Source organism: Oleiphilus sp. HI0066, assembly GCF_001635725.1.
In genome coordinates, this window is the sequence record NZ_LWFH01000879.1 from 1 (window position 1) to 339 (window position 339).

Consider the following 339-nt stretch of genomic DNA (forward strand, 5'->3'; position numbering starts at 1 on the left):
ACACCGCCGGCCGTAGCTAGAGTGGTAAATAAATCTTGATGCGCTTGAATACCATTTAGCTTGGTACCGGCTTTGATTTTATTCGGCCAGCGAACCATTGTTGGCACACGCACGCCACCCTCGTATGTCGTCATCTTTTCACCTCTAAAGGGTGTGGTGGCGCCATGAGGCCATGAGCTATGCTCAGGGCCATTGTCTGTAGAGTAAACAACGATGGTATTCTCTGCGAGACCTTGCTCGTCCAGCCAATCGAGCACAAGACCAATATCATGGTCATGCTGCATCATTCCAGCGCCGTGGTAATCGGATTCCGAAGTATACTTCTCAACTTTATTCAAC

General features: G+C 49.3%; 1 protein-coding gene. It reads right to left on the reverse strand.

Annotation, left to right across the window (positions count from 1 at the left end):
- Window positions 1–287 (reverse strand): sulfatase-like hydrolase/transferase (locus A3738_RS10065; protein WP_197473783.1); only part of this gene is annotated, 287 nt, incomplete at its 3' end.
- Window positions 288–339: the final 52 nt, after the last annotated feature.